This is a genomic window from Streptomyces sp. NPDC102258 (assembly GCF_055584685.1).
Genome location: NZ_JBVJLO010000008.1, coordinates 177469 through 203993, shown reverse-complemented (window position 1 = coordinate 203993; position 26525 = coordinate 177469). Strand labels below are relative to the sequence as shown.

Annotated in this window: 27 protein-coding genes and 4 tRNA genes; 20 read left to right on the top strand and 11 right to left on the bottom strand. The window is 73.4% G+C overall.

Annotated elements, in window-relative coordinates; translation table 11 throughout:
* Positions 1–61: 61 nt before the first annotated feature.
* Positions 62–135 (bottom strand) — tRNA-Cys (locus ACZ6ZT_RS16300).
* Between the two features lie 41 nt (positions 136–176).
* A tRNA-Gly gene (locus ACZ6ZT_RS16295) sits at positions 177–249 on the bottom strand.
* A gap of 180 nt (positions 250–429) precedes the next feature.
* Between ACZ6ZT_RS16295 and ACZ6ZT_RS16290 the strand changes: the two genes are divergently transcribed.
* The 3 genes from ACZ6ZT_RS16290 to ACZ6ZT_RS16280 are packed head-to-tail and all read left to right on the top strand — an operon-like array spanning position 430 to position 3205.
* Positions 430–1512 (top strand): chorismate-binding protein, encoded by a 1083-nt coding sequence (locus ACZ6ZT_RS16290; RefSeq protein WP_469719820.1) that lies wholly within the window; start codon positions 430–432, stop codon positions 1510–1512.
* The gene (locus tag ACZ6ZT_RS16285) at positions 1509–2330 is read left to right on the top strand and encodes an aminotransferase class IV (RefSeq protein ID WP_469719819.1); all 822 of its coding nucleotides are present in this window, start codon (positions 1509–1511) and stop codon (positions 2328–2330) included. Before ACZ6ZT_RS16290 ends, ACZ6ZT_RS16285 begins: the two co-directional genes overlap by 4 nt.
* 47 nt (positions 2331–2377) lie before the next feature.
* Positions 2378–3205, top strand: coding sequence for a GNAT family N-acetyltransferase (locus ACZ6ZT_RS16280; RefSeq protein WP_469719818.1), 828 nt, complete (start codon positions 2378–2380; stop codon positions 3203–3205).
* 33 nt (positions 3206–3238) lie between these two features.
* Here ACZ6ZT_RS16280 and ACZ6ZT_RS16275 read toward each other — a convergent pair whose 3' ends face one another.
* Positions 3239–3733 carry a DsbA family protein gene (locus ACZ6ZT_RS16275; RefSeq protein WP_469719817.1) on the bottom strand — a complete coding sequence of 165 codons (495 nt, stop codon included), beginning with the start codon at positions 3731–3733 and terminating at the stop codon, positions 3239–3241.
* Positions 3734–3892: 159 nt separating this feature from the next.
* Here ACZ6ZT_RS16275 and ACZ6ZT_RS16270 point away from each other — a divergent pair, with 159 nt between their 5' ends.
* Together ACZ6ZT_RS16270 and ACZ6ZT_RS16265 are read left to right on the top strand one after the other, a co-directional pair.
* On the top strand, positions 3893–4333 hold the full coding sequence (locus tag ACZ6ZT_RS16270; RefSeq protein ID WP_469719816.1) for a hypothetical protein: 441 nt from the start codon (positions 3893–3895) through the stop codon (positions 4331–4333).
* Between the two features lie 157 nt (positions 4334–4490).
* Positions 4491–4682, top strand: a complete 192-nt coding sequence (locus tag ACZ6ZT_RS16265) for a hypothetical protein (RefSeq protein WP_469719815.1) — start codon at positions 4491–4493, stop codon at positions 4680–4682.
* Between the two features lie 22 nt (positions 4683–4704).
* Here ACZ6ZT_RS16265 and ACZ6ZT_RS16260 read toward each other — a convergent pair whose 3' ends face one another.
* Together ACZ6ZT_RS16260 and ACZ6ZT_RS16255 are read right to left on the bottom strand one after the other, a co-directional pair.
* Positions 4705–5286, bottom strand: a complete 582-nt coding sequence (locus tag ACZ6ZT_RS16260; RefSeq protein ID WP_469719814.1) for a CGNR zinc finger domain-containing protein — start codon at positions 5284–5286, stop codon at positions 4705–4707.
* A 221-nt stretch (positions 5287–5507) separates the two neighbouring features.
* A complete protein-coding gene (locus ACZ6ZT_RS16255) occupies positions 5508–5921 on the bottom strand; it encodes an SsgA family sporulation/cell division regulator (protein ID WP_030011909.1) in 414 nt (137 codons plus the stop codon).
* Positions 5922–6098: 177 nt separating this feature from the next.
* On the opposite strand from ACZ6ZT_RS16255, the gene ACZ6ZT_RS16250 reads away from it, so the two are divergent.
* The gene (locus tag ACZ6ZT_RS16250; protein WP_469719813.1) at positions 6099–6536 is read left to right on the top strand and encodes a TIGR02611 family protein; all 438 of its coding nucleotides are present in this window, start codon (positions 6099–6101) and stop codon (positions 6534–6536) included.
* 57 nt (positions 6537–6593) lie between these two features.
* A tRNA-Val gene (locus ACZ6ZT_RS16245) sits at positions 6594–6665 on the top strand.
* Positions 6666–6724: 59 nt separating this feature from the next.
* On the opposite strand, the gene ACZ6ZT_RS16240 is transcribed toward ACZ6ZT_RS16245, so the two are convergent.
* Positions 6725–9049 (bottom strand): SCO7613 C-terminal domain-containing membrane protein, encoded by a 2325-nt coding sequence (locus ACZ6ZT_RS16240; RefSeq protein ID WP_469719812.1) that lies wholly within the window; start codon positions 9047–9049, stop codon positions 6725–6727.
* Positions 9050–9181: 132 nt separating this feature from the next.
* Between ACZ6ZT_RS16240 and ACZ6ZT_RS16235 the strand changes: the two genes are divergently transcribed.
* Positions 9182–9652, top strand: coding sequence for an SRPBCC family protein (locus ACZ6ZT_RS16235; RefSeq protein WP_469719811.1), 471 nt, complete (start codon positions 9182–9184; stop codon positions 9650–9652).
* 38 nt (positions 9653–9690) lie between these two features.
* Positions 9691–9762: transfer RNA gene (locus ACZ6ZT_RS16230), tRNA-Val, on the top strand.
* A 76-nt stretch (positions 9763–9838) separates the two neighbouring features.
* On the opposite strand, the gene ACZ6ZT_RS16225 is transcribed toward ACZ6ZT_RS16230, so the two are convergent.
* Positions 9839–10564, bottom strand: coding sequence for an exonuclease domain-containing protein (locus ACZ6ZT_RS16225; protein WP_469719810.1), 726 nt, complete (start codon positions 10562–10564; stop codon positions 9839–9841).
* 217 nt (positions 10565–10781) lie between these two features.
* Here ACZ6ZT_RS16225 and ACZ6ZT_RS16220 point away from each other — a divergent pair, with 217 nt between their 5' ends.
* Positions 10782–11360: a DUF4365 domain-containing protein gene (locus ACZ6ZT_RS16220; RefSeq protein ID WP_469719809.1), complete on the top strand. Its 579-nt coding sequence runs from the start codon at positions 10782–10784 to the stop codon at positions 11358–11360.
* Positions 11360–12565, top strand: coding sequence for a hypothetical protein (locus tag ACZ6ZT_RS16215; RefSeq protein WP_469719808.1), 1206 nt, complete (start codon positions 11360–11362; stop codon positions 12563–12565). The genes ACZ6ZT_RS16220 and ACZ6ZT_RS16215 overlap by 1 nt, the downstream gene beginning before the upstream one ends.
* On the opposite strand, the gene ACZ6ZT_RS16210 is transcribed toward ACZ6ZT_RS16215, so the two are convergent.
* Entirely contained in the window at positions 12562–13059 is a 498-nt protein-coding gene (locus ACZ6ZT_RS16210) for a GNAT family N-acetyltransferase (RefSeq protein ID WP_469719807.1), read from the bottom strand. The genes ACZ6ZT_RS16215 and ACZ6ZT_RS16210 overlap by 4 nt on opposite strands.
* 150 nt (positions 13060–13209) lie before the next feature.
* Here ACZ6ZT_RS16210 and thrS point away from each other — a divergent pair, with 150 nt between their 5' ends.
* Both thrS and ACZ6ZT_RS16200 read left to right on the top strand, forming a co-directional pair.
* Positions 13210–15186 carry a threonine--tRNA ligase gene (thrS, locus tag ACZ6ZT_RS16205; RefSeq protein ID WP_469719806.1) on the top strand — a complete coding sequence of 659 codons (1977 nt, stop codon included), beginning with the start codon at positions 13210–13212 and terminating at the stop codon, positions 15184–15186.
* An 81-nt stretch (positions 15187–15267) separates the two neighbouring features.
* Positions 15268–15828, top strand: coding sequence for an HIT family protein (locus ACZ6ZT_RS16200; protein ID WP_469719805.1), 561 nt, complete (start codon positions 15268–15270; stop codon positions 15826–15828).
* Between the two features lie 18 nt (positions 15829–15846).
* Here the strand turns inward: ACZ6ZT_RS16200 and ACZ6ZT_RS16195 are convergent, their stop codons facing one another.
* The 3 genes from ACZ6ZT_RS16195 to ACZ6ZT_RS16185 form a co-directional block, all read right to left on the bottom strand.
* Positions 15847–16266, bottom strand: a complete 420-nt coding sequence (locus tag ACZ6ZT_RS16195) for a DnaJ family domain-containing protein (protein WP_469719804.1) — start codon at positions 16264–16266, stop codon at positions 15847–15849.
* A gap of 62 nt (positions 16267–16328) precedes the next feature.
* Entirely contained in the window at positions 16329–18008 is a 1680-nt protein-coding gene (locus ACZ6ZT_RS16190) for a hypothetical protein (RefSeq protein WP_469719803.1), read from the bottom strand.
* Between the two features lie 209 nt (positions 18009–18217).
* Positions 18218–20422 carry an elongation factor G-like protein EF-G2 gene (locus tag ACZ6ZT_RS16185; protein ID WP_469719802.1) on the bottom strand — a complete coding sequence of 735 codons (2205 nt, stop codon included), beginning with the start codon at positions 20420–20422 and terminating at the stop codon, positions 18218–18220.
* 241 nt (positions 20423–20663) lie between these two features.
* Here ACZ6ZT_RS16185 and pgsA point away from each other — a divergent pair, with 241 nt between their 5' ends.
* The 7 genes from pgsA to ACZ6ZT_RS16150 all read left to right on the top strand — a co-directional run bounded on the left by pgsA (position 20664) and on the right by ACZ6ZT_RS16150 (position 26448).
* Positions 20664–21329 (top strand): phosphatidylinositol phosphate synthase, encoded by a 666-nt coding sequence (gene pgsA, locus ACZ6ZT_RS16180; RefSeq protein ID WP_469719801.1) that lies wholly within the window; start codon positions 20664–20666, stop codon positions 21327–21329.
* Positions 21329–22231: a phosphatidylinositol mannoside acyltransferase gene (locus tag ACZ6ZT_RS16175; RefSeq protein WP_469719800.1), complete on the top strand. Its 903-nt coding sequence runs from the start codon at positions 21329–21331 to the stop codon at positions 22229–22231. The genes pgsA and ACZ6ZT_RS16175 overlap by 1 nt, the downstream gene beginning before the upstream one ends.
* Positions 22231–23394 (top strand): glycosyltransferase family 4 protein, encoded by a 1164-nt coding sequence (locus ACZ6ZT_RS16170; RefSeq protein WP_469719799.1) that lies wholly within the window; start codon positions 22231–22233, stop codon positions 23392–23394. Before ACZ6ZT_RS16175 ends, ACZ6ZT_RS16170 begins: the two co-directional genes overlap by 1 nt.
* 36 nt (positions 23395–23430) lie before the next feature.
* Positions 23431–23973, top strand: coding sequence for a LemA family protein (locus ACZ6ZT_RS16165; protein ID WP_469719798.1), 543 nt, complete (start codon positions 23431–23433; stop codon positions 23971–23973).
* Positions 23974–24121: 148 nt separating this feature from the next.
* Complete coding sequence (pdxS, locus tag ACZ6ZT_RS16160; protein WP_469719797.1) at positions 24122–25039, top strand: pyridoxal 5'-phosphate synthase lyase subunit PdxS; 918 nt, start codon at positions 24122–24124, stop codon at positions 25037–25039.
* Positions 25040–25047: 8 nt separating this feature from the next.
* Positions 25048–25638 carry a pyridoxal 5'-phosphate synthase glutaminase subunit PdxT gene (pdxT, locus tag ACZ6ZT_RS16155; RefSeq protein WP_469719796.1) on the top strand — a complete coding sequence of 197 codons (591 nt, stop codon included), beginning with the start codon at positions 25048–25050 and terminating at the stop codon, positions 25636–25638.
* Between the two features lie 57 nt (positions 25639–25695).
* Positions 25696–26448, top strand: coding sequence for a YebC/PmpR family DNA-binding transcriptional regulator (locus ACZ6ZT_RS16150; RefSeq protein WP_008740481.1), 753 nt, complete (start codon positions 25696–25698; stop codon positions 26446–26448).
* Positions 26449–26525: the final 77 nt, after the last annotated feature.

Below are 26525 nucleotides of genomic sequence, written 5' to 3'. Positions count from 1 at the left end.
TGATTGAACCAGTGACCTCTTCCGTGTCAGGGAAGCGCTCTCCCGCTGAGCTAATCGTCCTTGGAGGTGGAGACGGGATTTGAACCCGTGTAGACGGCTTTGCAGGCCGTTGCCTCGCCTCTCGGCCACTCCACCATGGAGCTGCGGGGGTCTTCGGGAAGAAATCCCCCACGTCGAGCGGACGACGAGACTCGAACTCGCGACATCCACCTTGGCAAGGTGGTGCTCTACCAACTGAGCTACGTCCGCAGGTCACCGTGTGCGCTCCGGGGTGTGGCCCCTTCGCTCCCTGGCGACGTGTTGAACTCTAGCGGATTCCCGGGCCAGCTCAAAAACGCGTTTCCGCAGCGTGCTGCCGCCCGATCACCGCCGGTCACCCCTCGGCCACCTCACCGGCGTCATCACGTCACCGGTCATAGACTCGCAGCCGTGCATGACCTGCCTCCCCTGGCCCGCTTCGGCGGCCTCCTCGCGACCGACCTGCGTGACGTGACCTCCGACCCCGCGGCTCTGGACTCCACCGGGTTCTGGGCCGTGACCGCGGATTTCGACGGACGACTGCTCTGCGCGCGCTTCGGGGACATACGCCCCGACCCCGTCCCCGCGCCGGTCCCCGGTGCCTGGCGGGGTCCCGTCGCCGGCCAGTGGTCCTCCTCGCTCGACCGCTCCGCGTACGTCGCGGGCGTGCGGCGGATCCGTGCGTACATCGCGGCGGGGGAGGTCTACCAGGTCAACCTCTGCCGGGTGATGTCCGCGCCGCTGCCCGACCCGGCCCGGGCCGATGTCGACGCCCTCACCGCCCTGCTCGCGCGCGGCAACCCGGCCCCCTACGCAGGAACGATTCGGCTCCCGGCCCACGGCGTCGAGGTCGCCACCGCCTCCCCCGAGCTCTTCCTGAGCCGCTCCGGCCGCCACGTCGAGTCCGGCCCGATCAAGGGCACCGCCCGCACCGTGGCCGGCCTGCTGCCCAAGGACCACGCCGAGAACGTGATGATCGTGGACCTGGTGCGCAACGACCTGGGCCGGGTCTGCGCCACCGGCTCCGTCGCCGTCCCCGCGCTGTGCGCCGTCGAGGAGCACCCCGGCCTCGTCCACCTGGTCTCCACCGTCAGCGGCGAACTCGCCGAGGGCGCCGGCTGGCCCGGCCTGCTCGCCGCCACCTTCCCGCCCGGCTCCGTCACCGGCGCCCCCAAATCCTCCGCCCTGCGGATCATCGAGGAGCTGGAGACCGCCCCCCGCGGCCCCTACTGCGGGGGCATCGGCTGGGTCGACGCCGACCGGGGCACCGCCGCCCTCGCCGTCGGCATCCGCACCTTCTGGATCGACCGCGAGGCCCCCGGCGGCCCCCGCCTGTGCTTCGGCACCGGCGCCGGGATCACCTGGGGTTCCGACCCGGACGGGGAATGGGCGGAGACCGAGCTGAAGGCCGCCCGGCTGGTCGCGCTAGCGTCAGGGGACGGAACACCGGGCCCGCACGGGGCCCGCGACCTGAGTGGAGGAACCGTACGGTGAGGATCTGGCTCGACGGAACGCTGCGGGACGCCGACGACGCGAAGGTGTCCGTACTCGATCACGGTCTCACCGTGGGGGACGGGGTCTTCGAGACGCTCAAGGCCCAGGACGGGACCCTCTTCGCGCTCACCCGCCACCTGGACCGGCTCACCCGCTCCGCCCGCGGGCTCGGCCTGCCCGACCCCGACCTCGACGAGGTGCGCCACGCCTGCGCCGCCGTACTCGAAGCCAACCCGGTGCCGCTGGGCCGGCTGCGGATCACCTACACCGGAGGGACGTCCCCGCTCGGCTCCGACCGCGGCGATTCCGGACCCACCCTCACCGTCGCCCTCGGCGAGACCGCCCGCCGGCCCGACACCACCGCGGTGATCACCGTTCCCTGGGTGCGCAACGAACGCTCCGCGCTCACCGGCCTGAAGACCACCTCGTACGCCGAGAACGTGGTCGCGCTGGCCCGGGCGCACGCCGCCGGGGCCTCCGAGGCCCTCTTCGCCAACACCGTCGGCCGGCTCTGCGAGGGCACCGGCTCCAACGTCTTCGTCGTCCTCGACGGGGAACTGCACACCCCGCCCGTGGCCTCCGGCTGCCTCGCCGGCATCACCCGCGCCCTGGCCGTCGAATGGACCGGCGCCAAGGAGACCGACCTGCCCCTGGACGCGCTGGAGCACGCCGAGGAGGTCTTCCTCACCTCCACGCTGCGCGACGTCCAGGCCGTGCACCGGATCGACGGCCGCACCCTCACCGCCGCCCCCGGCCCCGTCACCGCCAAGGCGATGCGCGTCTTCGACGAACGCGCCGGCTCGGACCTCGACCCGTAGGCCGCACCCCGTAGCCACGGCGTCGCGCGGCGGGTAGAAATCGACGGATGACCACCACCCTGCGGCCCTCCGGACCGCTCCGGCAGAACGACGACGGCGCCCGCTCGCGCCCCTACGAGGTCCGCGTCAACAGCAGGCGCGTCGGCGCGCTGCTGATCGCCGCCGACACGCCCTTCGGGCCGACGGTGGGGGAGATCCGCGACCTGGTCATCGACGAGAAGGACCGCCGCCGCGGCCGCGCCACGGTCGCGGCGCTCGCCGCCGAGGAGGTGCTGCGCGGCTGGGGCTGCGTCCGGGTACGGATCTCGGTCCCGGCGGACCCGGCGGGCGCCCGGCGCCTCGCCGCGGCCCTCGGGTACACCGAGCACAGCCGCACCATGGCCAAGGACCTCCCGGACGGGCCGCCCGCCCTCGCCGGCGACGCCGTCGGCCGCCCCATGAGCCCGGCCGAGTACGAGGTGTGGCTGGCCCGCGCCGTCCTCACGTACGAGCGCAGCTGGACCGCCCGGGGCATGGCGCCCGAGGCCGCGCGCGCCAAGTCCCGGGCCGACCACGCGCGCCGGCTCCCCGAAGGACCGGCCACGCCCGGGACGGCCCTCCTCGTGCTGGAGGCGGGCGGGATCCCGGTCGGCCGGGTGTGGCTCGCGACGCGGGGACCCGGGGAGGCCTTCGTCTTCGACGTCGAGGTCGACGAGGAGCACCGCGGCCACGGCCACGGGCGGAACCTGATGCTGCTCGCCGAGCGCGCGGCCCTCGCCGCCGGGCACCGCCGGCTGGGCCTGCACGTCTTCACCGGCAACACCCCGGCCCTGCGGCTCTACGAGTCCCTCGGCTACCTCACGACGGACCTGCACTGTGCCAAGGACCTGATCTAGGACCTGAGCCAGACCTGTCGCGCAGCGGCCCGGTCAGGCTCCGAGCAGCCGGTCGGCGATCTCCTCGATGCGAGCGCGCAGGCCCGCCTGGCTCTTGCCGCCGTCGAGGCGCTCGCCGTCGATCACATAGGTCGGGGTGCCGGTCACGCCGATGGCCTTGCCCTCGGCCTGGTCGGCGTCGACGATCAGGATGTGCCGGCCGTCGATCAGGGCGGTGTCGAACTCCTCGACGTCCAGGCCCAGTTCGCGCGCCACGTCCAGCAGGACGGCCTCGCCGCGCTCACCGAGTTCGGCGGTACGGGCCAGGACGGCCTCCGCGTACGGCCAGGCCTGCCCCTGCTCGGCCGCCTCCTCGGCGGCCTGCGCGGCGGCGAAGGCGTGCTTGTGCTTGTCCAGCGGGAAGTGCCGCAGCCGGATGTCCAGCCGGTCGCCGTAGCGGGCCCGCAGGGCGCGTACGTCGTCCAGCGCGCTGTGGCAGTCCGGGCACTGGAGTTCGCACCAGACGTCGAGGATCACGGAATCGGTCATACGGACAGTCTCCCAGACCCCCCGGGGGAGGAGACCGACCCCGAGATGTCCCGGAGATCGGCGCGGGCCGGGCCCGGCACATGGCCCGGGTGGCACCGGCCGGTGCAGGATGGAAGGGACAGAACGCCCGTCCGTGTCCGTCCAGAGCCGGAGGCCCGCATGCTTGCCGAGACCATATGTTCCGCGGTGTCCGCGGCGGGCCTGGGCATCGCCGCCGTGACCGCGTACCGCAGGCGGTTCCTGGCCGCCACCCGGATCGCGGCATACGCGCTGGTGCCGGTGGGCCTGGTGCTGACCGGCGTCGTGGAGTGGCTGTCCGGGGTGGTCTTCAAGCCGTCCGTCTGGCTCGGCGTCGGTCTGCTGGGTCTCGCCTGGCTGCTCTTCGCGACCACCCGGGCCGTGGAGCGCCGGGCCCTCGGCAAGGAGCCGAAGCCCCCGAAGGCGGCCCGCGGCGGCCGGGCGCGCGAGGCCGTGGCCCCCACCGCCTCCGCCCCCTCGCTCGGCGCAGGATCCGGCCGGAGCACCGCCCCGGCGCCCTCCGCGCCCCCGGCGGACGACTTCTCCGACATCGAGGCGATCCTGAAGAAGCGCGGCATCTGACGGGGCCGCCCCGCGCGCTCCGTAGCGGACGGCGGGCCGTTCGCGGGGGAGAAGCCGCCGCAAACCACCTGAAGTGAGGAGAGCGGGACGAACTACCCCGCCGGTCATGGCGTGTTGGGGGCCGAGGGGGTGCGCGCTGCGCGATCATCGGCCCGACATGCTCGACACATCGCAGGACGAGCCGCAGGCTCCCGCCCCCGGCGCCGAGGTCCCCCTCGCCCAGGCCCCGCTCTCCCCGGAGGGGCGCGGCTGCCTGTTCGCCCTGTCCCAGCCACCCCTGATGATCTTCCTGGCGGTGATCGGGACGCTCCTGCTGCTCGCCGCCGTGCACGACCTCTACCTGCTCTGAGGCCGCTGCCCGCTCGCAGGGGCTATCCGCCCTGCGGCACCTGCTCCGAGGCGTCGGCCTCCTTGCGCCGGGCCCGGTACGCGGCCACGTGCAGCCGGTTCCCGCAGGTCCGGCTGTCGCAGTAGCGCCGGGAACGGTTCCGGGAAAGGTCGACGAAGGCCCGTCGGCAGTCCGGGGCCTCACAGCGGCGCAGCCGCTCCTGCTCGCCGGAGACCACGATGAAGGCCAGCGCCATGCCGCCGTCCGCCGCCAGGTGGTCGCCCACCGAGGCGCCCGGCGCGAAGTAGTGCACGTGCCAGTCGTAGCCGTCGTGGTCGGTGAGCCGCGGCGTCGTGCCGGCCGTGGCGACCAGCTCGTTGATCAGTACGGCCGCCGCACGGGAGTCCGGCGCCGAGAAGACCCGCGCGAACTTCCCGCGCACGGTCCGCACACCCGCCAGGTCGCGGGCGCCGAGCACGCCGACGTCGCTGATCGCGTGGTCCCGTACGAAGCCGCGCAGCGCCCCGAGGTCCGCCAGGCCGTCCGGCCGGTCCGGCTCGGCCGCGGTGTTCACCAGCGCGACGACGACGTCGAGCGCGCGACGGGTGTCGTGGGGGATCTGCACGGGGTCGCTCCTCGGAGGCCGGCCTTGCGGCGGCGGACCGCCGCCGTCGCTGGGGGCCGACTCTAGCGGCTGCCCCGTGCGGGGCGGCCCAGCAGACCGGCGCCGTCCTCGCGGGTGGGTCCCGCGGGAACAGCGCCGGCACTGCCGTATGTGGTTGTCCGCCCCACACCGTCGCCCCGAGTCGGACGGTGTCGGGCGGTGGGGCACTTGTCGGAGCTGGCTCAGCTTTCGGCCAGGATGTGGGAGAGCTCCTTGTCGAGGTCGAAGTGCCGGTGTTCGGTCCCGGGTGGGACCGCGGCGTCCGTCCGCTTGAGGAACGATTCGAGTGCTCGCGCGGGTGCTTCGAGCAGCGCTTCTCCCTCCGGTGAGCTCAGGGCGATGCACACGACGCCCTGACCGTGGCTGCGGGACGGCCAGACGCGGACGTCGCCGGTACCGGTGGGCCGGTGGAGGCCCTCCGCGAGGAGGTCGCGGGCGAATACCCATTCGACCGTCTCCTCGGCGCCGGTGTGGAAGGTGGCGTGCACGGCGTAGGGGTCGGCCGTGTCATACCGCAGGCCCGCGGGAACAGGCAGTGAGGACTCGCTCGACACAACGAGGCGCAGGTGCAGCTCGCAGCTGACCGTGGTGTTCATAAGCGCCAGGGCCTTTCGCTCAGTGTGCGCTCGGGGATTCGCACGTCGGCGAAATCGACATGCCACCTACGGTGCCGTTGTAAACCCCTCTGACCGTTTTGCGGACCTCTGGGTCCCTCGGACGGCGGATCCAAACCGGCATTCACGTGTGCTTCCGGCTCCGGTAGATTCGAGCCCATGGATACGGGGAGTGACCGCGGGACCGACGAGTCCGCCACCAGCGCACCGGCCGCCGAAGAGAAGCCGCACGTCTCCAAGGCGCCCGCCTTCATCAAGGCCAACCGCAGCCTGCACCTGAGCTGGCAGGTCGGCGTCTTCGTCGTCGGCCTGGCCGTCATCGCCGCGGGCATCGCCATGCTCGTCCTGCCCGGTCCGGGCTGGGTGGCGATCTTCGCGGGCCTGGCGATCTGGGCCACCGAGTTCGCCTGGGCCCACCTCGTCCTGCGCTGGACCCGGCGCAAGGTGAGCGAGGCCGCGCAGAAGGCGCTCGACCCGAGGGTGCGCCGCCGCAACATCATCCTGACCAGCGTCGGCCTCGTCATCGCGGGCGCGCTGATCGGCATCTACCTGTGGAAGTACGGCATGACGCTGCCGTGGAACCTGAAGGGCCAGTGACCGTCCGGGGATGGTCATGGAGCACCGCTGACATGCGGTAATGTTTGCGGTGCGTCCGGGCGATTAGCTCAGTGGGAGAGCACTTCGTTCACACCGAAGGGGTCACTGGTTCGAACCCAGTATCGCCCACCCGGAGCAAGGGCCCGGAGACTCGTCGCGAGTCTCCGGGCCCTTGTCGTTTCCGCTCCTCAGTGGAGCCGGCCCAGGGCATCCCGCAGCCGGCGGGCGTCGCGCAGCCGCCTCTCGTACGTCGCCCCCACCGCGAGCAGCAGCAGGCCCGCCAGCGCCGGCGGCAGCCAGCGCGGCAGCGCCCCGGCCACCTGGACCACGTACGGAGCCAGCTCGTGCAGAGCCACCGCCGCCAGGGTCGTACCGCCCAGCAGCAGCGGGGCCCGCAGCCGGCGGCGCGCGCCGGCCAGGGTGAGGGCCAGCGCCGTCAGGCCCAGCAGCAGCGGGCACGGCCAGCCGGAGTCGGCCCAGGCGGCGCACAGGCCCGGCAGCAGGGTCGCCGCCAGCCCCGGACCGTACGCGGCCCAGGACGAAGCCCCCGGATCACGGCGGCGCCGCAGCAGGCCCGCCGCCAGCGCGAGCGCCGAGACCGGCAGGGTGTACGCCTCCGGGGCGCTCACCCCCGACACGCCGAGCCGCACCCACGCCGCCGCCACGGCCAGCGCCCCCGCGGCCCACACCAGCGCCCGCCGGTCCGCCCGCAGCGCGGCGGCCGCGCAGCACGCCCCGGCCAGCGCCAGCACCAGGGCCAGCACCGGCGGGTCCCCGGCCGCCAGGCTAACGGCGACCAGCCCGGCCCCGGCCGCGGCGGCCTCCGCGGGCACCCGTACCGGCCCCGGCCGGGGCCCGAGCGCCACCACGATGGCCGGCACCGCCAGCACGGCCACCCCCTGCCAGGGCGCCGCCGCACCGGCCAGCGCGGCCAGCGCCAGGGCCGTGGCCGCCGCGAAGGCGACGGCGAGCACCGCCGCACCACCCCGTACCGCCCGCTGGGCGCCCCCCTGAGCGGCCCCCACCGCGCCGCCGACGCCCAGCAGCCCGAACAACGCGAAGGTGGCCAGACGGCCGTCCAGGGCGGCCAGGGCCACGTTCAGCGCCCCGGCGGCGGCGCAGGCCCCGGCCGTCAGGGCGACGGCCCGCGTGGAAGCCCGCAGCGCCACGGCCCCGGCCGCCGCCGTCACCGCCAGCTGCGCCCCGAGCACCACCGCCACCGGCAGCCCCAGCAGCACCGGCGCCACGAACAGCCCGGCCCCGGCGCACACCCCCGCCGCCAGCCGGGACTCCCGGCGCGGCAGCACCCCGGCCGGGCACGCCAGCGCCCCGGCCGCCAGCAGCAGGGTCACCGCGAGGGCCGGCCCCGGCAGGTAGCCGGCCGGGCGCGGGGCCGTGGGGGCCCACACCTCGCCCAGCACCCCGAGCCGGGACACCGCCACCACGACCGCCGCCGCCAGGCCCGCCGACGCCGCCAGGAGGGCCACCGCCACCCCGGCCCGCAGCAGGCCCCGGCGCACCGGGCCCGCAGCGCCCGTCCCCCGTACCGCCACGGCCAGCAGCCCGAGCGCCGCCGCCGTCCGCACCGCGACCCCCCACCCGGCGCCCGCCCCGGCCGGCGCCAGCGCCCCGGCCGCCGCCACCCCGGCCAGGCCCCCCGCCAGGGCCGCCGCCCAGGCCCGTGGCGCCACCCGGGCCACCGCCACGCCCAGCAGGGCCGCCGCCGCGAGCAGCCCCGCCGCACCGGCGGAACCGGGCGCGTCCAGGGACACCGCCAGCGCCACGGCCGACGCGGAGCCGCCCAGTACGGCCGCCGCCGTCCCCGCGGGCACCCGTACCGCCCGCCGGGACACCAGGACCGCCGCCGCGGCGTCCAGCGCGGCCGTCGCCAGCAGCGCCCCGCCGAACCCCAGCGGGCCCGCCCCCGCCACCGCCGCCGCCAGCGGCAGGGGCAGCTGCGCCGCCAGCACCGCGGCGGCCGGCGGCAGCCGCAGCCGGCCGAACGCCGCGCCGTACGCCGCCCAGAGCCCCGCGAGCAAGGCCGCCGCCCACGCCGCGTACGCCCCGCCGTCGGCGCCGGGCAGCCCCACCGCGTGCAGGGCGTACGCGTCGAGCACCGTCAGCAGCAGCCCGAGCCCGGCGACCGCCTCGGCCGTCGACCGCAGCCCGCGCCCGAGCAGCGGAGCGGGCGCCGCCAGCGCCGCCGAGGTCAGTACGGCCAGCACCGCCGAGCGGCCCCCGATGCCCAGCGAGCCCCAGCTCAGCAGGGTGAAGGCGAGCGCGGCCACCGCCAGCAGCACCGCCCCCAGCGCCAGCAGCACGTGCTGCGCGCCCGGCGTCGCTGGGGAGCCCGGCCCCGCCGGCGCGGGCCCCGCGACCGGCGGGCCGGGCTGCCACAACAGCCCCACCAGCCACGCCCGACGGGCCAGCAAATACGCCCGGCGGGAGTCCAGTTGAGCCAGCTCGCGGTCCACAAGCGCCAGCTCTTCGGCGGGTGGGAGAGAGGTGTCCATGGCCGGAGTGTGGCGCCCGTCACCCCCTCAGGGCATGGGCGGGCGTACTCAGATCGGCGCTGAGTACCCGCCCCCCGCACCGGATTCACCGACCGCCGGACACCGCCCCCGCCGCCGCGCCAGACTGGGGACATGCCGCGCTGGACGCACTACCGCTTCCGCAGCGTGTGGGACCTCGACGCCCCGCCCGCTCTCGTCTACGCCCGGCTGGAGGACCCCGGGCACTACCCCGACTGGTGGCCGCAGGTCCGCAGCGCCGAAACCGTCGACGAGCACACCGGCGCCGTCCTCATCCGCTCCGTCCTCCCGTACGCCCTGCGCCTCACCCTCGTCGACCTGGTCCGCGACCCCCACCGAGGTGTCCTGGAGGTGGCGCTGCGCGGGGACCTGGAGGGCTGGGCGCGCTGGACGGTACGCGCGCGCGGCGCCGGACGGCCGGGCACGCGGGCCGTGTACGAGCAGGAAGCCGAGGTCACGGCGCCCCTGCTGCGGCGGCTCTCGCTCGCCGGGCGGCCCCTGCTGCGGCTCAACCACACGCTGATGATGCGGGCCGGACACCACGGCCTCGCGGCCCGGCTGGCGGCCGGGCGGGAAGCGGTTTGAACAGACCCGGAGCCTCTTGTATTGTTCAGTGCGTTCCCGGGCGATTAGCTCAGCGGGAGAGCACTTCGTTCACACCGAAGGGGTCACTGGTTCGATCCCAGTATCGCCCACCGGGACAGGCCGGTCCGTCTGCTGACGGACCGGCCTTCCGCATATCCGGGCCCCGTCGCCGCCCTCGCCGCCCCCTCACGCGGCCTGCGACACCTCCGGACGCAACGGCCAGTGCGGATCCACCGACTCCGGCGTGCCCTGCCGGGTGAACCAGGCCTGGAGTCCCCGCGCCTGCGCCGCGTGCCACACCGCCTGGAGCGCGTGCAGCTCCGCCGGCGTCAGCCGCTCCAGCCGCGCCGCGAACCTGCGCCCGACCGCCCGGACCAGCTCCAGCGAGGCCATGGCGTCCGCCGTCGCGTCGTGCGCGTCCTCCAGCTCTATGCCGTAGTGCGCGCACAGGTCCGTCAGCGTCCGGCGGCCCTTGCGGTAGCGGTCCAGGTGCTTGTCCAGCACCCGCGGATCCAGCACCGTCAGCGGCCGGTTGTCCAGATAGCGCGCCAGCGTCGACGCCCGGTGCCGGCGCAACTCCCGGTCCAGCAACGTCAGATCGAACGGCGCGTTCATCACCACCACCGGCCGGCCCGCCAGCTGCTGCTCACCGAGCGAGCGGGCTATCTCCTCCACCACCGGCGCCGGCCAGCGGCCGTGGCGCTGGAGGTGATCGTCGGTCAGACCGTGCACCTCCGTGGCTCCCGGCGGCACCGGGATGCCCGGATTGACCAGCCAGCGGGTGGAGCGGACCCGGCCGCCCGCACACTCCTGCACGACGAGCGCGGCGGACACGATCCGGTCCTGCTCGACGTCCACCCCGGTGGTCTCCGTGTCGAATGCGGCCAGCGGGCCCTCGTACCAGCGTGTCATGGCGAACTCCTCGTCCCCGATCGGCAGATGGGACGCACCCGGGCGTTACTGCCGCGGAGCGCGCCACCTCGCCGAATCGGTGATACCCGGGCCGTTCTCCCCGTACGCCGTTTGGAGGCCCCCGGGTACGGAGACAACTCCCCCGGGGGGTCGCACGCTTGACCGGTCGTCACCCCGCATCCGCTCACGCAGAGCCCGGAGGCATGGGGAGCCGGCCATGGCGCTCGCACAGCCCGAACCGGGCGGGTTGCTGCACGGACCGCCCGGTCCCCGGACCGGACCCCTGCGCGGCACACTCGCCACCACCGCCTGCATGGAGACGCTCCAGGTGGGATACCTGCACGCCGTCGCCGCCGCGGCCGGCTGCTCGCTCTCCCAGCCCTTCCCGGACAACGGCATCGACTGGCACGTCAGCCACGGCGCGCCCGAACACGTCGTCGACGACGAGGTGACCCTCAAGGTGCAGTTGAAGGCCACCTACCAGGTGCCGCCCCGGCCGCCGGGGGCCAGCTTCGGCTTCACCCTCGACAACGAGCACCTCGTGAAGCTGGCGCGCACCCCGGTCGCCGTCCACAAGATCCTCGTGGTGATGCTCGTACCGCGCGAGCGCGGGGAATGGCTGAGCGCCGGCCACGACCGGCTCGACCTGCGGCACTGCTGCTACTGGACCAACCTCGCCGGACAGCCCGTGACCGGCCGGCGCCGGACCACCGTACGGATTCCGACGTCGCGGATCTTCGACGACCGGGCGCTGTGCGAGATCATGACCCGGGTCGGGTCGGGAGGGACACCCTGATGAACCGGAACTCGCCGCACCTGGAACCGCTGCCGTCCCCGCGGTACACCCCGGGCGCACCCGACCCCGCCCAGGTCGACCCGCGGGTCCTCGGCGCCCTGCTGCACCGGCACGGCTGGCAGCGGCGCGGCGGCGCGGCGGGCCGGTACGGGCGCTGGACCCCGCCCGGCCGGACCGGGACCAGCCTGCTCGTCCCCGAGAACCGCGCCTTCCCCGACTGCGCAGACCTGCTGGAGGAGGCCCTGGCCGCCCTCGCGCAGAGCGGACTGCCCTCGGCGCGGGAGGTGCTCTTCGGGCTGAGCGTGCCCAGCGACGAGATCCGCTGGGAGCGCGAGATCCCCGAGGGCCCGTACGGATACCAGGGCGAGGCCGCCTGGCCGGTGCAGGAGCAGCTGCGCTCGGCGGCCCGCCGGCTGCTGCTCGCCGGAGCCCTCGCCGAGCGCGCCCGCGCCGGGTACTACGGCGCCCGCCACCGCGCCCAGGCCGAACGCGTCCTGGACGGGGTGCTGGTGGGGCCCGCGCCGGGCGGGCGCCGGCTCACCGCGTACGTCCCCGTCGACGGCGGCCGGGGCATCGTCACCCGGCTCCACCACGCCCTGCACGCCGCCCGGGAGGCGGTGGACTACCAGCGCGCCACCGGCGGGATGGAGGCCTTCGACGCCGCCGTCGCCGCCGGGGTCAGCCGGGAGCTGGCCGACGCGCTGATCGCCCTCGTACGGGGTTCCGAGGGCGCCCGTATCGCGCTGGCCTGGGCGCCGGCGGCCGGGGTGCCCGCCGGGTGCGCGGCACGCCCCGAGCCCGTCGAGTTCTCACCCGGCGACCTGCCGGTGCTGCGCGAGGCCGCCGCCCGCTACACCCGCGACGAGCCCGCCGTCCCCGTCCGCATCGCCGGGGCCGTGGTGCGGATGCGGCGCGCCGCTGCGGGGGGCGGGGGGACCGTCCGGCTGCGGGTGCTGGCGGGCGCGGAGGTCCCGTACGTACGGGCCGCCCTCGACGAGGAGGCGTACCGCATCGCCGGCCACGCCCACCTGGTCGGACTGCCGGTCCGGCTCAGCGGGCGGCTCCAGCGCCGGGGCGGCTTCCGCCGGCTCGCCGACGCCACCGACGTGACGCCCGTACCGCTGGACGAGGTGGAGCGGGACCGGCTGATGAAGACCCTCGACGCGGCCTTCGACCCGGCCGAGGCGCTGCCGGACGACGACTAGGCCGCGCACCCGCCGAGGGTGAAGGACGCCATGGTCAGGCCCGGGGCGGGGGAGAAGTCGGCGCCCCGGACGAAACCGAGGCGCTCGTACAGGGTCACCGCGGGGGCGTTCGCCGCGCCGGTGGTGACCTCGACGGCGCGCTCCGCGAACGGCCCCGCCAGCGCGTGGCGCAGCAGCAGGGAGGCGATCCCGCGGCGGAACCAGGCCGGGTCCACGCACAGCCGGTCCAGCCGGACCGGCTCCCCGGGCGCGGGCTCCTCCCAGGCCAGGAACCCGGCGAGCACACCGGTGCCGGTCACGGCGCCCAGCCAGCGCAGCGGGCGCGCCCGCAGCTGCGCCAGGCTCTCGCCGAGGGCGGGGATGCCGTCGAAGCCGATCAGCTCCGCCTCCACCGCGTAGGCGGCGCGGCCGATCCGGTGCACGGCCCCGGCGGTCCGGTCGTCGGTCAGGTCGAGGGGGCGGACGAGCGGGGTGGGCACGGGCGGGGTCGGCACGGGCGGGGTCCCTTCGCGGGCGGGGGCGAGGGGCCCACGGTAGCCAGCGCGGGCGGGGCCCCCGTAACCGTTTAGCGGCGCGGCCGCTCGGCTCGGTACGATTCAGGCGCGCAGTGTTCGCTCGCGCACCCCCTGAGTCAGGAGAGACCGGTGTCAGACGTCCGTGTGATCATCCAACGCGATTCCGAGCGGGACGAGCGCGTGGTGGCCACGGGCACTACGGCGGCGGAGCTCTTCGCCGGCGAGCGCACCATCGTCGCCGCGCGCATCGCGGGTGAGCTGAAGGACCTCGCGTACGAGGTGAAGGACGGCGAGACCGTCGAGCCGGTGGAGATCTCCTCCGAGGACGGCCTGAACATCCTGCGCCACTCGACCGCGCACGTCATGGCGCAGGCCGTGCAGGAGCTCTTCCCCGAGGCCAAGCTGGGCATCGGCCCGCCGGTCCGCGACGGCTTCTACTACGACTTCGACGTCGCCAAGCCCTTCACCCCCGATGACCTCAAGGCCATCGAGAAGAAGATGCAGGAGATCCAGAAGCGCGGGCAGCGCTTCTCCCGCCGCGTGGTCACCGACGAGGCGGCCCGCGAGGAGCTCGCGGACGAGCCGTACAAGCTGGAGCTCATCGGCATCAAGGGGTCGGCGTCGACCGACGACGGGGCGAACGTCGAGGTGGGCGGCGGCGAGCTGACCATCTACGACAACCTGGACGCGAAGACCGGCGACCTCTGCTGGAAGGACCTCTGCCGCGGTCCCCACCTGCCGACCACCCGCAACATCCCGGCGTTCAAGCTGATGCGCAACGCGGCCGCCTACTGGCGCGGCAGCGAGAAGAACCCGATGCTCCAGCGCATCTACGGCACCGCCTGGCCGTCGAAGGACGAGCTGAAGGCCCACCTCGACTTCCTCGCGGAGGCCGAGAAGCGCGACCACCGCAAGCTGGGCGTCGAGCTGGACCTGTTCTCCGTCCAGGACGAGATCGGCTCCGGCCTGGCCGTCTTCCACCCGCGCGGCGGCACCATCCGCCGGGTCATGGAGGACTACTCGCGCAGGCGGCACGAGGAAGAGGGCTACGAGTTCGTCTACACCCCGCACGCCACCAAGGGCGCCCTCTTCGAGAAGAGCGGCCACCTGGACTGGTACGCGGAGGGCATGTACCCCCCCATGCAGCTCGACGGTGGTACCGACTACTACCTCAAGCCCATGAACTGCCCGATGCACAACCTGATCTTCGACGCGCGCGGCCGCTCGTACCGCGAACTGCCGCTGCGGCTCTTCGAGTTCGGCACCGTGTACCGGTACGAGAAGTCGGGCGTGGTGCACGGCCTGACCCGCTCGCGCGGGTTCACCCAGGACGACGCGCACATCTACTGCACCAAGGAGCAGATGGCGGAGGAGCTGGACCGCACCCTGACCTTCGTGCTGAACCTGCTCCGCGACTACGGTCTGACCGACTTCTACCTGGAGCTGTCGACCAAGGACCCGGAGAAGTTCGTCGGCAGCGACGAGGTCTGGGAGGAAGCCACCGCGACCCTCCAGCAGGTCGCCGAGAAGCAGGGCCTGCCGCTGGTCCCGGACCCGGGCGGCGCCGCGTTCTACGGCCCGAAGATCTCGGTCCAGTGCCGTGACGCCATCGGCCGGACCTGGCAGATGTCGACCGTGCAGCTCGACTTCAACCTGCCGGAGCGCTTCAACCTGGAGTACACCGGTCCCGACGGGAGCAAGCAGCGCCCGGTCATGATCCACCGTGCGCTGTTCGGTTCCATCGAGCGGTTCTTCGCCGTGCTGCTGGAGCACTACGCGGGCGTGATGCCGCCGTGGCTGGCCCCGGTCCAGGCGGTCGGCATCCCGATCGGCGACGCGCACGTGGAGTACCTCCAGGAGTTCGCCGCCGAGGCGAAGAAGCAGGGACTGCGGGTCGAGGTGGACGCCTCCTCCGACCGGATGCAGAAGAAGATCCGCAACCAGCAGAAGCTCAAGGTCCCGTTCATGATCATCGTCGGTGACGAGGACATGGCCGCGGGCACCGTCTCCTTCCGCTACCGCGACGGTTCGCAGGAGAACGGCGTCCCCAAGGACGAGGCCCTGGCCAAGCTGGCGAAGGTCGTCGCCGACCGCGTCCAGGTCTGATCCACGGCCGCTGTACGCGGCGGGCCCCCGGGACAGTGCTCACTTCCCGGGGGCCTTCCTCGTTCGTACGGGCGAGGTCATATGCTGCATCCCATGACGACTGAGCCGGAGCAGCAGATCGGTGTGGGCACGCAGGACGCGTTCCAGCGTCTGTGGACGCCCCACCGGATGGCCTACATCCAGGGGGAGAACAAGCCGAGCGGCCCGGAGGCCGGGGACGGCTGTCCCTTCTGCGGGATTCCGGCGCTGTCCGACCAGGACGGGCTGATCGTGGCGCGCGGCGAGCACGTCTACGCCGTGCTCAATCTGTACCCGTACAACGGCGGGCACCTCATGGTCGTCCCGTACCGGCACGTCGCCGACTACACCGAGCTCGACGCGCCGGAGACGGCCGAGCTCGCGGACCTCACCAAGCTGGCCATGACCGCACTGCGCAAGGCCTCCGGGGCGCACGGGTTCAACATCGGCATGAACCAGGGCTCCGCCGCCGGCGCGGGCATCGCCGCGCACCTGCACCAGCACATCGTGCCCCGCTGGGGCGGGGACACGAACTTCATGCCGGTCGTCGGTCACACCAAGGTGCTGCCGCAACTCCTCGCGGACACCCGCCAGATGCTCGCGGACGCCTGGCCCGTCGACTAGGCACGTCCGGTCCGCCGCCTAGCCGCGGCCGGTCCGCCGCCGCACGGCGGCCGCGCGCCATTCGGCGACGACGGCCTCCACGTCGAACTCGGTGAGGTGCAGCGGCGGGCCCTGCGGGGGCCTGCGCAGGGCGGCGCGGATCTTCTCGTTGACCTCGGTGAGCACGGCCCGCACCTGTCGTTCGGTACGGGCCCCCCGGGCCGCCTCCAGGGCGTCCTCGGCCTCCTTGCGCAGCGCCAGCGACGGCGGCAGCGGGGAGAAGCCCTCGCGGTGCAGCTTCTGCTTGACCCACCACAGCTCGTCGTACGGGGCGTCGATCGAGGCCAGCGGCTTGCCCCAGCCGGGCAGCCGGTCGAACTCGCCGCGGTCGGCGGCCTCCCGGATCTGCTGGTCGACGAACGACTCGAAGCTGACGCCCGGCGGCTTGCGCTCGGTCACGGTCGGTGCCTCCTCGGCTCGCGGCCCACTGCCCTCGTACTCCAGCCTACTCAGCGCCCCGGCTAGCCGTCGTAGACGTCCGCCTTGCGCGGGGACGGCTCCTGGATGATGCCGCTCATGATCGCGGAGCGGTTGGTGAAGCGGTCGGTGTCCACGCCGTTCTCCTCCAGCACCTTGAACGTCGCGGCGTGTACGGAGCGCAGGACGGGAGCCACCGTGCGCAGGGCGTCGTCGGCCATGAAGCGGTGGCGCCACATGGAGCCGGCCCAGACGTGCCGCAGGCCGAAGGGCTCGGGCAGGACCAGCTTGCCGCCGAAGTACTCCAGCAGCGGCGGGTACCAGGTGAGGGGGGCGCGGACGGCCAGGCGGACGACCTCGCTCGCGTCGACCAGCGGCAGCGGGCGTTCGACGGTCTCCCAGAAGCGGATGGACTTGGGGACCTCGACCGTCGGGGTCTTGGACTTGGTGGTGAACAGGCCGTGGACCGGGCCTAGGGCGTGGGCGGTGACGTCGACGCGCAGGGTCTTGTACAGGACGGTCACGGTGACCAGCATGGTGATGACGAGCTGGCCGTCCCAGAGCGGGTACTGGATGCCGAGGTAGTGCCGGTTCCCGGCGCTGAACTGCTGTTCGTTGCAGATGCGGGTGATCTCGTGCGGTTTGACGAGGAAGGTGTCGACGTCCTCGCCGGTCGGCCGGGCCACCTCGGCGGCGCCCTCGCCGACGGGGGTGACGATCCAGTGCTGGATCGAGGCGGCCGGGAAACCGCCGGTGTGCAGGGGGCCGCGCTCCAGCTTGCGCAGCTGGGCGTCGATCGCGCGTATGACGTCCCAGCTGCGGAAGGGGTGGATCTCGGCGGCGTCGTTCTTCGGGTTCAGCTCCTCGGCCATCTGCCAGCTGCCCCAGCGGGTGCCCATGCCGAGGATGCCCTTGGGGCCGGCGTAGAAGACGGAGTTGCTGCGGTCCTCGGCGGTCAGCTTGGCCAGCTGACGGCGCAGGTCCTCGCGGGCCTTCTCGTCCGGGTTGCCGGGGACGGCGTCGGGGATCTTGGCGGCGACGGCGCCGCCGCCGAGCAGGCCGTCCCAGCGGGAGCGCAGGTCGAGGGCGGTGTTCTCGCAGATCCGGCGGGCCAGGTACCAGCCGAGGGCCGGGGCGATCAGGGAGCCGAGGAGGTAGAGCTCCAGGAATCCGCTGCCCTGGGAGCGGTTGACCACCCGGTAGAGCAGGACGGCCGCCACCAGGACGACCAGGACGAGCAGGGCGGTGCCGATCCAGCCGGACCTCCTGCCGCCGCCCTTGGCCAGGGACTTGCGCAGCTGGAAGAGGCCGAGCCAGACCAGCAGGCCGGGCAGGAACAGCACGCCGCAGACCAGGGTGATCAGGCGGAGCCTGCGGTCGCGGGCCCGGCGGATGTGGGAGGCGGCCAGGCAGTGTTCGACGACGGTCTGCGGGTCGGCGCCGAAGGACTGGATGAGTGGTTTGCGGCCCGGGGCGAGGGTGCGGGCCTCGACGGCCCGGCAGAAGGCCTCGCCGAGGCTGGGTTCGAAGAGGGAGATCTTTGGGGCCTTGACCGAGGCCGGGTGGTTCTCGCTGTTGGCGCCGAGGATGGCGGACAGCGCGCTGTCCTTGCCGCCGTCGCGGTACGCGGCGGAGGCGAGCGCGTTGGTCGCGGCGGTCTGTCCGCCGCCCCCCTGGAGGGGGATCTGTGCCCCGGGCCTGAAGTCGAAACCGTCGTCCGCCACCGTTGCCCCCATCGCCGTGCCCCTGTGCTCTTCGCCGGACCGGCCGTGACCGCCGGGCCGGCCGGCCCTCGTAGCCGCCTTGCCCACTCATGCTGCCCACTCGTGCCGTCCGCCGCGCCGAAAAGCCTATCGGCGGACACCGCCCCATGGTCATGGGACAGGGAAATGCCGCCCACCGCAAGCGGGTTGGGTGGGCGGCGGCCACGGGGTTATGTCAAGGCGCTTCCCTTCTCCACCTGTTCGCGCATCTTGTCCGCGAGGTGGGCGGGCATCGGCTCGTGGCGGGCGTACGAGCGGCTGAACCGGCCGGTGCCGTGCGAGACGGAGCGCAGGTCCAGGGCGTAGCGGCCGATCTCGATCTCGGGGATCTCGGCGCGGACCCGGCTCCGGCCGGGGCCGGCCTGTTCGGTGCCGACGACGCGGCCGCGGCGGCCGGCGAGGTCGCTCATGACCGGGCCGACGTAGGCGTCGGGGACCACCACGTCGAGTTCGGCGACGGGTTCGAGGAGGTGGATCGGGGCGTCGGCGGCGGCTTCGCGCAGGGCGAGGGCGCCGGCGGTCTGGAAGGCGGCGTCGGAGGAGTCCACCGAGTGCGCCTTGCCGTCGCGCAGGGTGATCCGTACGTCGACCAGCGGATGGCCGGCCGCCAGGCCCCGGGCCGCCTGGGACCGTACGCCCTTCTCCACGGAGGGGATGAACTGGCGGGGCACGGCGCCGCCGACGACCTGGTCGACGAACTCGATGCCGCTGCCGGCCGGGAGCGGCTCGACCTCGATCTCGCAGATCGCGAACTGGCCGTGGCCGCCGGACTGTTTGACGTGCCGGCCGCGGCCGGTGGCCTTGGCGCCGAAGGTCTCGCGCAGGCTGACCTTGTGCGGGACCGGGTCGACCTGGACTCCGAAGCGGGTGCGCAGCCGTTCCAGGGCGACGTCCTGGTGGGCCTCGCCGAGGCACCACAGGACGAGCTGGTGGGTGTGCGGGTTCTGCTCCAGGCGCATGGTCGGGTCCTCGGCGACGAGCCGGGCCAGGCCCTGGGAGAGCTTGTCCTCGTCGGCCTTGCTGTGGGCTTCGATCGCGAGGGGGAGCAGCGGCTCGGGCATGGGCCAGGGTTCCATGAGGAGCGGGGCGCCCTTGGCGGAGAGGGTGTCGCCGGTCTCGGCGCGGGTGAGCTTGGCGACGCAGGCCAGGTCGCCCGCGATGCAGGTGGCGAGGGTGCGCTGCTGTTTGCCGAAGGGGGAGGTGAGGGCGCCGACGCGTTCGTCGACGTCGTGGTCCTCGTGGCCCCGGTCGGCCAGCCCGTGGCCGCTGACGTGGACCGTCTCCTCGGGGCACAGGGTGCCGGAGAAGACGCGGACGAGGGAGACGCGGCCGACGTAGGGGTCGGAGGAGGTCTTGACGACCTCGGCGAGGAGCGGGCCGGCGGGGTCGCAGGTGACGGCGGGGCGGGGGGAGCCGTCGGGGGCGGTGACGGTGACCGGGGCGCGTTCCTCGGGGGTGGGGAAGCCGCCGGTGATCAGTTCGAGGAGTTCGACGGTGCCCAGGCCCTGCCGGGCGCCCTCGGCGGCGGGGGCGGCCATCAGGACGGGGTGGAAGGTGCCCCGGGCGACCGCCCGCTCCAGGTCGTCGACCAGGGTCTTGACGTCGATGTCCGCGCCGCCGAGGTAGCGGTCCATGAGGCCCTCGTCCTCGCTCTCGGCGATGATCGCCTCGATCAGCCGGGCCCGGGCGGTGTCGATCAGGGCCAGCTCGGCGGCGTCCGGGTCGCGCTCGATGCGCGCGCCGGAGGAGTACGCGTACACCCGCCGGGACAGCACGCCGATGAGGCCGGTGACGGGGGCGTGGCCGTCGGGGCCGGCGGGCCCGTGCAGCGGCAGGTACAGCGGGACGACGGCGTCCGGGTTCTCGGCCCCGAAGGCCTCGCCGCAGACGGCGGTCATCTCGGAATAGTCGGCCCGGGCCGCCTCCACATGGGTGACGACGATGGCGCGGGGCATGCCGACGGCCTCGCACTCCTCCCAGACCATGCGGGTCGCGCCGTCGATCCCGTCGGCGGCGGAGACGACGAAGAGGGCGGCGTCGGCCGCGCGCAGACCGGCCCGGAGCTCTCCGACGAAGTCGGCGTACCCGGGGGTGTCCAGAAGGTTGATCTTGATCCCGGCCCATTCGACGGGGACGAGGGAGAGCTGGACGGAGCGCTGGCGGCGGTGCTCGATCTCGTCGTAGTCCGAGACGGTGGCCCCGTCCTCGACCCGGCCGGCCCGGTTGACGGCCCCGGCGGTCAGGGCGAGGGCCTCGACGAGGGTGGTCTTGCCGGAGCCGCTGTGGCCGACCAGCACGACGTTCCGTACGGAAGAGGGGCGGTCGGCCGTCAGTGCCCTGCCGGCGGCTCCGGACGGGTGTGATGTGGCTCCCATGGTGCTCGTGCCTCCTGGTGTCGCGGTGAGGAGGAGATCGGGGTCCTTCGAGCTTTGCACCGGTGTCACACCGCGTCCATACGTCGTACCGGCGGCTGTCCGGAGCGTGACGGTGGCCCGGCGGGCGGATTGCGCGCCGCGAACCGGTGGGTGCGCGGCGTGGGGGGCCCGGCGCGCTGGCTACGATGGGCCAGCCGGTGGCCGTGGTGGCCGTGCGGCCCAGCGACCCTCCGGGAAGGCCATGCTGAACAAGTACGCGCGTGCATTCTTCACGCGTGTTCTCACGCCGTTCGCCGCGTTTCTCCTCCGTCGGGGGGTGAGCCCGGACGCCGTCACCCTCATCGGCACCGCCGGGGTGATGGCCGGAGCGCTGGTCTTCTTCCCCCGGGGCGAGTTCTTCTGGGGCACGATCACGATCACCCTCTTCGTCTTCTCCGACCTGGTGGACGGCAACATGGCCCGTCAGGCCGGGGTCTCCAGCCGGTGGGGCGCGTTCCTCGACTCCACGCTCGACCGGGTCGCGGACGCGGCGATCTTCGGCGGCCTCGCGCTCTGGTACGCGGGCGGCGGGAACGACAACGTGCTGTGCGCGGTGGCGATCTTCTGCCTGGCCAGCGGGCAGGTGGTCTCGTACACCAAGGCCCGCGGGGAGTCGATCGGGCTGCCGGTCGCCGTCAACGGGCTCATCGAGCGGGCCGAGCGGCTGGTGATCTCGCTGGTCGCGGCCGGTCTGTCCGGGCTGCAGACCTTCGGCGTCCCGTCGTGGATCGGCGTGCTGCTGCCGATCGCGCTGTGGGTCGTGGCGGTGGGCTCACTCGTCACCCTGGTCCAGCGCGTGGTCACCGTACGCCGTGAGTCGGCGGAGGCCGACGCCGCGGCCGCCCGCTCCGAGGGCGGTGCGGCCTGATGGGCTCGGCACGGGACAAGCTGGTCGACGGCCTGTACGGGCTCGGCTGGGCGGGCGTGAAGAAGCTGCCCGAGCCGGCCGCCGTGGCCCTCGGCCGGAAGATCGCCGACGTGGTCTGGAAGCGGCGCGGCAAGAGCGTGCTGCGGCTGGAGTCGAACCTGGCGCGGGTGGTGCCGGACGCGACGCCCGAGCGGCTGCGGGAGCTGTCGCAGGCGGGCATGCGCTCGTACATGCGCTACTGGATGGAGTCCTTCCGGCTGCCCGCGATGGACCCGGAGCGGTTCTCCACGGACGTGGCGTTCGAGGACGAGCACCTGCTGCGCGAGGCCCTCGCCGGCGGCCGCGGGGTCGTCGTGGCGCTGCCGCACCTGGCGAACTGGGACCTGGCCGGAGCCTGGGCCATCGGCCACATCGGGGTGCCCTTCACCACGGTCGCCGAGCGGCTCAAGCCCGAGTCGCTCTACGACCGCTTCGTGGCCTACCGCGAGAGCCTGGGCATGGAGGTCCTGCCGCACAACGGCGGCGCCGCCTTCGGGATGCTCGCCCGGCGGCTGCGCGCCGGCGGGCTGGTCTGCCTCGTCGCGGACCGGGACCTGTCGGCCTCCGGGGTCGAGGTGGACTTCTTCGGGTCCACCGCCCGCATGCCGGCCGGGCCGGCGCTGCTGGCCCAGCAGACGGGTGCGGTGCTGCTCCCGGCGACGCTGTACTACGGGGACGAGCCGAAGATGTACGGCCGGATCCACCCCGAGGTGAAGGTGCCCGAGACCGGGACGCGGCCCGAGAAGACCGCCGTGATGATCCAGGCCGTCGCGGACGCCTTCGCGTGGGGGATCGCGAAGCACCCGCAGGACTGGCACATGCTGCAGCGGCTGTGGCTGGACGACCTGGAGGAGCGCCCGTAGTGAAGATCGGCATCGTGTGCCCGTACTCGTGGGACGTGCCGGGCGGCGTCCAGTTCCACATCCGTGACCTGGCGGAACACCTGATCCGCAGCGGCCACGAGGTGTCGGTGCTCGCCCCGGCCGACGACGAGACCCCGCTGCCGCCCTACGTGGTCTCGGCGGGACGGGCGGTGCCGGTGCCGTACAACGGGTCGGTCGCCCGGCTGAACTTCGGCTTCCTCTCGGCGGCCCGGGTGCGGCGGTGGCTGCACGACGGGGTCTTCGACGTGATCCACATCCACGAGCCGGCCTCGCCCTCCCTGGGGCTGCTGTCCTGCTGGGCGGCGCAGGGGCCGATCGTGGCCACCTTCCACACCTCGAACCCCCGTTCGCGGGCCATGATCGCCGCGTACCCGATCCTCCAGCCGGCGCTGGAGAAGATCAGCGCGCGGATCGCGGTCAGCGAGTACGCCCGGCGCACGCTGGTGGAACACCTCGGCGGGGACGCCGTGGTCATCCCGAACGGCGTCGACGTCGACTTCTTCGCCCGGGCCGAGCCGAATCCCGACTGGTCGGGGCAGACCCTCGGCTTCATCGGCCGCATCGACGAGCCCCGCAAGGGCCTGCCGGTGCTGATGGCCGCCTTCCCGGCCATCGTCGAGCGCTGCCCGGACGTACGGCTGCTCGTCGCGGGCCGCGGCGACGAGGAGGAGGCGGTGGCCTCGCTGCCCGCGGAGCTGCGCTCGCGGGTGGAGTTCCTCGGCATGGTCTCCGACGAGGACAAGGCGCGCCTGCTGCGCAGTGTCGACGTCTACGTGGCCCCCAACACCGGCGGCGAGAGCTTCGGGATCATCCTGGTCGAGGCGCTGTCCGCCGGGGCGGCCGTCCTCGCCTCCGACCTCGACGCCTTCGCGCAGGTCCTGGACCAGGGCGCGGCCGGGGAGCTGTTCGCCAATGAGGACGCGGCCTCGCTGGCGGCGGCCGCTGTGGCCCTGCTCCGCGATCCGGGGCGGCGGGCGGAACTGAGCGCGCGCGGCTCGGCGCACGTACGGCGCTTCGACTGGTCGACGGTCGGCGCGGACATCCTGGCCGTCTACGAGACGGTGACCGACGGCGCGGCCGCGGTGGCCGCCGACGAGCGCGTCCCGCTGCGCACCCGCCTCGGCTTCTCCCGGGACGGCTGAGCGCACCCCCCGCCTTAGCGGGTAGTGTCGCGGCCCGTGATCGAAAACCTTGTCTGGATCGCGCTGGCGCTCGGCGTCGTCGGGGTCTACCTCAGCTGGACCGCCGGGCGGCTGGACCGGCTGCACGCGCGGATGGACGCCGCCCGCGCCGCCCTGGACGCGCAGCTGGTGCGGCGGGCCTCGGTGGTGCTGGAGGTGGCCACCTCCGGCGCCCTGGACCCCGCCTCCTCGCTCGTGCTGTACGAGGCCGCCCACGCGGCCCGGCAGGCCGAGGAGGAGCACCGGGAGGTCGCCGAGAGCGAGCTCAGCCAGGCCCTGCGCGCGGTGTTCGCGGACGCCGACCAGGTGGAGGAGCTGAAGGCGGCCCCGGGCGGCGAGGCGGCGGCCGAGGAGCTGGCGGCCGCGGTGCGCCGGGTGCCGATGGCGCGGCGGTTCCTCAACGACGCGGTACGGGCCGCCCGCGCGCTGCGCCGGCACCGCAAGGTCCGCTGGTTCCGGCTGGCCGGCCACGCCCCCTTCCCGCTGGCCTTCGAAATGGACGACGAGCCCCCGGCGGACCTGGCCGACCGCCCCGCGTAGGCGGCCGAGCGGGGCTTTGGGGAGCGGCCTAGAGCCACGGGGGACAAGTCGAGGGGCCACCGGCTCCACATTGGCCCTTGCTGTGGACTGGTCGGTGGGGTTTTCTCAGCGGTGTAGTACCCGTCTTCCTTTCGAGTGAGGTCAACCCGTGAGCACGCTTCCCCCCTCTTCCCAGTCCGCTGAGTCGGCCATCGGCACCTCCCGCGTCAAGCGCGGCATGGCCGAGCAGCTCAAGGGCGGCGTGATCATGGACGTGGTCAACGCCGAGCAGGCCAAGATCGCCGAGGACGCCGGCGCCGTGGCCGTCATGGCCCTGGAGCGGGTCCCCGCCGACATCCGCAAGGACGGCGGCGTGGCCCGGATGTCCGACCCCAACATGATCGAAGAGATCATCGAGGCCGTCTCCATCCCGGTCATGGCCAAGTCCCGCATCGGCCACTTCGTCGAGGCCCAGGTCCTGCAGTCCCTCGGCGTCGACTACATCGACGAGTCCGAGGTCCTGACCCCGGCCGACGAGGTCAACCACTCCGACAAGTGGGCCTTCACCACCCCCTTCGTCTGTGGCGCGACCAACCTGGGCGAGGCCCTGCGCCGCATCGCCGAGGGCGCGGCCATGATCCGTTCCAAGGGTGAGGCCGGCACCGGCAACGTCGTCGAGGCCGTCCGCCACCTGCGCCAGATCAAGAACGAGATCGCCCGGCTGCGCGGCTTCGACAACAACGAGCTGTACGCCGCCGCCAAGGAACTGCGCGCCCCGTACGAGCTCGTCAAGGAGGTCGCCGAGCTCGGCAAGCTCCCGGTCGTGCTGTTCTCCGCCGGTGGCGTCGCCACCCCGGCCGACGCCGCGCTGATGCGCCAGCTCGGCGCCGAGGGCGTCTTCGTCGGCTCCGGCATCTTCAAGTCCGGCGATCCGGCCAAGCGCGCCGCCGCCATCGTGAAGGCCACCACCTTCTACGACGACCCGAAGATCATCGCGGACGCCTCCCGCAACCTGGGCGAGGCCATGGTCGGCATCAACTGCGACACCCTCCCCGAGGCCGAGCGCTACGCCAACCGCGGCTGGTAGTCCCTGCCATGACCACCCCCGTGATTGGTGTCCTGGCCCTCCAGGGCGACGTACGGGAGCACCTGATCGCCCTGGCCGCGGCGGACGCCGTGGCCAGGCCGGTCCGGCGCCCCGAGGAGCTCGCCGAGGTCGACGCCCTGGTGATCCCCGGCGGCGAGTCCACGACCATGTCGAAGCTGGCCGTCCTGTTCGGCATGCTGGAGCCGCTGCGCGAGCGCGTGCGGGCCGGCCTGCCGGTCTACGGCACCTGCGCCGGCATGATCATGCTCGCCGACAAGCTGCTCGACGGCCGTGACGACCAGGAGACGCTCGGCGGCATCGACATGATCGTGCGCCGCAACGCCTTCGGCCGCCAGAACGAGTCCTTCGAGGCGAAGATCGACTTCGCCGGCATCGCCGGCGGCCCGGTCGAGGGCGTCTTCATCCGCGCCCCCTGGGTCGAGTCGGTCGGCGCCTCGGCCGAGGTGCTCGCCACGTACGAGGGCCACACCGTGGCCGTGCGGCAGGGAAACGTGCTCGCCACCTCGTTCCACCCCGAACTGACCGGCGACGATCGCGTCCACGCGTACTTCGTCGACATGGTGCGCGCAGGGCTGTGAAGGCGTCCCGGTAGGATCTGAGGCGAACACTGTTGGTGACGCGAAGGAGACAGGCAGATGTCCGGCCACTCTAAATGGGCTACGACGAAGCACAAGAAGGCCGTGGTTGACGCCAAGCGCGGCAAGCTCTTCGCGAAGCTGATCAAGAACATCGAGGTCGCGGCCCGTATGGGCGGCGCCGACATCGATGGCAACCCGACCCTCTTCGACGCCATCCAGAAGGCGAAGAAGAGCTCGGTCCCCAACAAGAACATCGACTCCGCGGTCAAGCGCGGCGGCGGCCTTGAGGCCGGCGGCGCCGACTACGAGACGATCATGTACGAGGGCTACGGTCCCAACGGCGTCGCGGTGCTCATCGAGTGCCTCACCGACAACCGCAACCGTGCCGCCTCCGACGTACGCGTCGCCATGACCCGCAACGGCGGCTCCATGGCCGACCCGGGCTCGGTCTCGTACCTGTTCAACCGCAAGGGCGTCGTGCTCCTGCCCAAGGGCGAGCTCTCCGAGGACGACGTCCTGGAGACGGTGCTGGAGGCGGGCGCGGAAGAGGTCAACGACCTCGGCGAGAGCTTCGAGATCATCAGCGAGGCCACCGACATGGTCGCCGTCCGCACGGCGCTCCAGGAGGCCGGCATCGACTACGACTCGGCCGACTCCAACTTCCTGCCGACCATGCAGGTCGAGCTGGACGAAGAGGGCGCGCGCAAGATCTTCAAGCTGATCGACGCGCTGGAGGACAGCGACGACGTGCAGAACGTCTTCGCCAACTTCGACGTCTCGGACGAGGTCATGGAGAAGGTCGACGCCTGAGCGTCGCGGATCGCGACGGGCCGGCAGGGGACACACCCTGTCGGCCCGTCGCTCTGTCAGTGCCACCCGATAGCCTG